The sequence below is a fragment of the Pseudomonas sp. PS02303 genome, from assembly GCF_029959925.1.
GTDB classification, from domain to species: Bacteria; Pseudomonadota; Gammaproteobacteria; order Pseudomonadales; family Pseudomonadaceae; genus Aquipseudomonas; species Aquipseudomonas mandelii.
In genome coordinates this window covers 1-5,646 of sequence record NZ_JASCOM010000332.1, presented here as the reverse complement: position 1 = coordinate 5,646, position 5,646 = coordinate 1, and the positions used below count along the sequence as shown (strand labels likewise).

At 60.4% G+C, this 5,646-nt stretch carries 6 protein-coding genes; all 6 read left to right on the top strand.

Annotated elements, in window-relative coordinates; all coding sequences use genetic code 11:
* Nucleotides 1-118: 118 nt before the first annotated feature.
* The 6 genes from QMX98_RS31850 (at nt 119) to QMX98_RS31825 (ending at nt 5,540) form a co-directional block, all read left to right on the top strand.
* The gene (locus QMX98_RS31850) at nt 119-565 is read left to right on the top strand and encodes an NUDIX hydrolase (RefSeq protein WP_083377164.1); all 447 of its coding nucleotides are present in this window, start codon (nt 119-121) and stop codon (nt 563-565) included.
* Nucleotides 566-624: 59 nt separating this feature from the next.
* Nucleotides 625-1,749, top strand: a complete 1,125-nt coding sequence (gene mnmA, locus QMX98_RS31845) for a tRNA 2-thiouridine(34) synthase MnmA (protein ID WP_010458889.1) — start codon at nt 625-627, stop codon at nt 1,747-1,749.
* On the top strand, nt 1,746-2,369 hold the full coding sequence (gene hflD / locus QMX98_RS31840) for a high frequency lysogenization protein HflD (protein WP_010458887.1): 624 nt from the start codon (nt 1,746-1,748) through the stop codon (nt 2,367-2,369). The genes mnmA and hflD overlap by 4 nt, the downstream gene beginning before the upstream one ends.
* Nucleotides 2,370-2,495: 126 nt before the next feature.
* Entirely contained in the window at nt 2,496-3,866 is a 1,371-nt protein-coding gene (gene purB, locus QMX98_RS31835; RefSeq protein ID WP_010458886.1) for an adenylosuccinate lyase, read from the top strand.
* A gap of 86 nt (nt 3,867-3,952) precedes the next feature.
* On the top strand, nt 3,953-5,122 hold the full coding sequence (locus tag QMX98_RS31830; RefSeq protein ID WP_010458883.1) for a cupin domain-containing protein: 1,170 nt from the start codon (nt 3,953-3,955) through the stop codon (nt 5,120-5,122).
* Entirely contained in the window at nt 5,115-5,540 is a 426-nt protein-coding gene (locus QMX98_RS31825) for a GNAT family N-acetyltransferase (protein WP_010458881.1), read from the top strand. The genes QMX98_RS31830 and QMX98_RS31825 overlap by 8 nt, the downstream gene beginning before the upstream one ends.
* Nucleotides 5,541-5,646: the final 106 nt, after the last annotated feature.

Here is a 5,646-nt window from a genome sequence, read left to right as displayed (position 1 = left end):
AGCCTGCTCGCGATAGCGATATATCATTCAACATTGATGTCGACTGACCCACCGTCATCGCGAGCAGGCTCGCTCCCACACTGTTCTTTATTCCAATATTAGAAACCGAGGAAGCTTCATGGATTGGCTACCCCACATCACCGTCGCCACCATCGTCGAAGACAATGGTCGCTTTCTGATGGTCGAAGAACTCAAGCACGGACAAGCGGTGCTCAACCAGCCCGCCGGCCATCTGGACCCGGACGAAACCCTGATCGAAGCCGCCGTGCGCGAAACCCTGGAAGAAACCGGCTGGGACGTCGAACCGACCGGCGTGGTGGGCATTTACCTCTACACCGCCCCCAGCAACGGCGTGACCTACCAGCGGGTCTGTTTCACCGCAAAGCCGCTCAAACATTACCCCGACTATCAACTGGATGACGGCATCGTCGGCGCAAAATGGCTGACGCGTGACGAATTGCTGGCACAGCGCGCAAACTGGCGCAGTGAGCTGATCATCCGCTGTATCGATGATTATCTGGACGGCCAGCACTACAGTCTCGAACTGATCCGCCCTTCTCTTTAGCCTTGCGGGCTTCGGCCTGTTAGAATCGCGTCCTTTTTCAAGACACTCATTGAATCCCTATGCGTGATCCAGCCCCTTCTGACACACAAAAGAAGCGCGTCATTGTCGGCATGTCCGGCGGCGTGGACTCTTCCGTTTCCGCTCTCCTGCTGATCGAGCAGGGTTATGAGGTGGAAGGCCTGTTCATGAAGAACTGGGAAGAAGACGATGGAACGGAATACTGCACCGCCATGGACGACCTGGCGGATGCCCAGGCCGTGTGCGACAAGATTGGCATCAAGCTGCACACCGCCAATTTCGCCGCCGAGTACTGGGACAACGTGTTCGAGCACTTCCTGGCCGAGTACAAGGCCGGTCGCACGCCGAACCCGGACATCCTGTGCAACCGCGAGATCAAGTTCAAGGCGTTCCTCGACTACGCCATGGTGCTCGGCGCCGACCTGATCGCTACCGGCCACTACGTGCGCCGCCGCGACATCGATGGCCGCACTGAACTGCTCAAGGGCCTGGACCCGAACAAGGACCAGAGTTATTTCCTGCACGCCGTCGGCGGCGAACAGATCGCCAAGACGCTGTTCCCGGTCGGTGAACTGGAAAAGCCCGAAGTGCGCGCGATTGCCGAGAAACACGAACTCGCCACCGCGAAGAAAAAGGATTCCACAGGGATCTGCTTTATCGGCGAACGCCGCTTCAGCGACTTCCTCAAGCAATACCTGCCGGCCCAACCGGGCGAGATCAAGACCACCGAAGGTGAAGTCATCGGCCGTCACCACGGCTTGATGTATCACACCATCGGCCAGCGTCAGGGCCTGGGCATCGGCGGCTTGAAAGACGCCGGCGACGAGCCATGGTACGTGCTGATCAAGGACCTGGAACACAACGAGCTGATCGTCGGCCAGGGCAATGACCATCCTTACCTGTTCTCCCGCGCCCTGCTCGCCTCGGACATCTATTGGGTCAACCCGATCGATCTGACCGAGCCGCGCAAGTTGACCGCCAAGGTTCGTTATCGCCAAAGCGATCAGCCCTGCACGCTGGAAAAAACCGCCACCGGCTATCGCGCCACCTTCGATGACCCACAGCGCGCGGTCACCCCGGGCCAGTCCGTGGTGTTCTACGACGGTGAAATCTGCCTCGGCGGCGGCGTGATTGAAGTCGCAGAGCCATGGAGCAGCAAGGCATGAACCCCACTCAGGAGCAACTGACGGCGCTGGGCGGCGTGTTTCTCGCCGCCGTCCTCGTCGACAAGATTGCCAAGACCGGCCAGACCACCGAAGCCGGCCTGACCTGCATGCTCGGCAGCCTGCTGATCCGCGACCCCAAGGACACCCTGGAAGTGTACGGCGGCGACGACCTCAATCTGCGCGAAGGCTATCGCGCATTGATCGGCGCCCTGGAACGCGACCCGAGCACCCTGCAGCGCGAACCGCTGCGTTACGCCCTGGCCATGCTGGGCCTGGAGCGTCAGCTGGCCAAGCGCGACGACTTGCTCGATGTGATTGGCAAGCGTTTGCCGCAGATTCAGTCCCAGGTCGAGCACTTCGGCCCAGCCCACGAAAACGTGATTGCGGCCTGCGGTGCGCTGTACCAGGACACCCTGAGCACCTTGCGCCAACGGATTCAGGTCCACGGCGACATGCGCAACCTGCAGCAACCGAGCAACGCCTCGAAAATCCGCGCCCTGTTGCTGGCCGGGATTCGTTCTGCGCGCCTGTGGCGGCAGTTGGGCGGCCATCGCTGGCAGCTGGTCATCAGCCGTCGCAAGTTGCTCAAAGAGCTTTACCCGCTGATGCGCAGCAGCTGAACCGCGCCCGCAACACCGCTTTAGATCTGTAACGCGTAATACGCCGGTCAGTTGGCAACGGACCGGCGGATTTTTTCATGTATGATACGCGCCCCATTTCGTTGCCCGACTGTCCGAGAACACCCCATGCAGCTTTCTTCGCTCACTGCGGTTTCCCCTGTTGACGGCCGCTACGCCGGCAAAACCCAGGCCCTGCGCCCAATTTTCAGCGAGTACGGCCTGATCCGTGCTCGCGTTCTGGTTGAAGTGCGCTGGCTCCAGCGCCTGGCCGCTCACCCAGGCATCAGCGAAGTGCCGGCGTTTTCCGCCGAAGCCAACGCGGTGCTGAACACCCTGGCGGAGAACTTCGCGCTGGAGCACGCCGAGCGTGTCAAAGAGATCGAGCGCACCACCAACCACGACGTCAAAGCCATCGAATACCTGCTCAAGGAGCAGGCGGCCAAGCTGCCGGAACTGGCCAAGGTCAGCGAGTTCATCCACTTTGCCTGCACCAGCGAGGACATCAACAACCTGTCCCACGCCCTGATGCTGCGCGAAGGTCGTGATGACGTGATGCTGCCGCTGATGCGCCAGACCGCTCAAGCCATCCGCGAACTGGCCATCCGTTTCGCTGACGTGCCAATGCTGTCGCGCACCCACGGTCAACCGGCCTCGCCGACCACCCTGGGCAAAGAGCTGGCGAACGTGGTTTACCGTCTGGAGCGTCAGATCGCTCAAGTCGCTGCCGTTCCGCTGCTGGGCAAGATCAACGGCGCTGTCGGCAACTACAACGCTCACCTGTCGGCCTACCCTGAGATCGACTGGGAAGAGAACGCCCGCGCCTTCATCGAAGACGAGCTGGGCCTGGGCTTCAACCCGTACACCACGCAGATCGAACCGCACGACTACATCGCCGAGCTGTTCGACGCGATCGCCCGCTTCAACACCATCCTGATCGACTTCGACCGCGACATCTGGGGCTACATTTCCCTGGGTTATTTCAAGCAGCGCACCATCGCTGGCGAAATCGGTTCGTCGACCATGCCGCACAAGGTCAACCCGATCGACTTCGAAAACTCCGAAGGCAACCTGGGTATCGCCAACGCGCTGTTCCAGCATTTGGCGAGCAAGCTGCCGATCTCCCGCTGGCAGCGTGACCTGACCGACTCCACCGTGCTGCGCAACCTCGGTGTCGGCTTCGCCCACAGCGTGATCGCGTACGAAGCCAGCCTCAAGGGCATCAGCAAACTGGAGCTTAACGCTCAGAAGATCGCAGCTGACCTGGACGCGTGCTGGGAAGTGCTGGCCGAGCCGATCCAGACCGTGATGCGTCGCTACAACATCGAAAACCCGTATGAAAAGCTGAAAGAGTTGACGCGTGGCAAGGGCATCAGCCCTGAAGCACTGCAAACTTTCATCGACGGCTTGGACATGCCAGCCGCTGCCAAGGCCGAGCTGAAATTGCTCACCCCGGCGAACTACATCGGTAACGCCGTGGCACAAGCCAAACGCATCTGATCGACCGTTTTACCCGTTTGAGACGCCCGGCAGCGCCGGGCGTTTTTATTCCCGTCTGAAAAGTGCATTTTTTCAATAGGTTACACATGAATCCTGACATTCCTCTTCAACTTCTGGGCGGCATCACGGCGCGCGAATTCCTGCGCGACTACTGGCAGAAAAAACCCCTGCTGATCCGTCAGGCGATTCCTGAATTCGAAAGCCCGATTGACGCCGACGAACTGGCTGGCCTGGCGCTGGAAGAAGAAGTTGAATCGCGCCTGGTAATCGAAAACGGCGAGCGCCCCTGGGAATTGCGTCGCGGTCCGTTCGCCGAAGACGAATTCAGCAAACTGCCGGAACGTGACTGGACCCTGCTGGTTCAAGCGGTTGACCAGTTCGTCCCGGAAGTTTCTGAGCTGCTGGAAAACTTCCGCTTCCTGCCGAGCTGGCGCGTCGACGACGTGATGATCAGCTTCGCCGCCCCGGGTGGCAGCGTCGGCCCGCACTTCGATAACTACGATGTATTCCTGCTGCAGGGTCACGGTAAGCGCAACTGGAAAATCGGCCAGATGTGCGATTCCGAGAGCAAGTTGCTGCAACACGCAGACCTGCGCATCCTCGCTGATTTCGAAGCCACCGATGAGTGGGTCCTGGAACCTGGCGACATGCTCTACCTGCCGCCGCGCCTGGCCCACTGCGGTGTTGCGATTGATGACTGCATGACCTATTCGGTCGGCTTCCGCGCCCCGAGCGCTTCTGAAGTACTGACTCACTTCACTGACTTCCTCAGCCAGTTCCTGACCGACGAAGAGCGCTACACCGATGCCGACGCCCTGCCGGCGGTCGATCCGCACCAGATTCAGCACGACGCCCTTGATCGCCTGAAAGCCTTGCTGGCCGAGCACATGAGCGACGAGCGCCTGCTGCTGACCTGGTTTGGCCAGTACATGACCGAGCCGCGCTACCCGGAACTCGTGGTAGGCCCGGAAGAGATCGAAGAAGACGACCTGCTTGCCAGCCTGGAGCAAGGCGCAATACTGATCCGCAACCCGAGCGCACGCCTGGCCTGGTCCGAAGTCGATGACGACCTGCTGCTGTTCGCCAGCGGCCAGAGCCGTTATCTGCCAGGCAAGCTGCGTGAGCTGCTGAAAATGATCTGCGCTGCCGACTCCCTGCACGCCGACAATCTGGGCGAGTGGCTGACCGACGAAGACAGCCGCGGCTTGCTGTGCGAACTGATCAAGCAAGGAAGCCTGGGGTTTGCCGATGAATAAAATTCACGTTCGTGTCGCAGACTGGCAAAAGGACAACGCCGAGATCCGGCGCATTCGTGAGACGGTGTTCATTGCCGAGCAATCCGTTCCGCCAGAGTTGGAATGGGATGCGGATGACGCAACGGCGGTGCATTTCCTGGCCTTCGAAGGCGACTTTCCGATTGGCACCGCCCGCCTGCTGCCCGACGGGCACATTGGCCGGGTCTCGGTGCTGAAAGACTGGCGCGGTTTGAAAGTCGGCGATGCGCTGATGCAAGCGGTGATCGGTGAAGCCGAGAAGCGCGATCTGAAGCAGCAGATGCTGAGCGCACAGGTCCAGGCCACGGCGTTCTATGAGCGCCTGGGCTTCAGACAGGTCAGTGAGGAATTCCTGGAAGCCGGGATTTCTCATGTGGACATGGTGCGGCACTCCGCTTAACTCCCTGTGATGGGAGATTACTGTGGCGAGGGAGCTTGCTCCCGCTGGGGCGCGAAGCGTTCCCAAGATTTTTAGGGCTGCTGTGCAGCCCAGCGGGAGCAAGCTC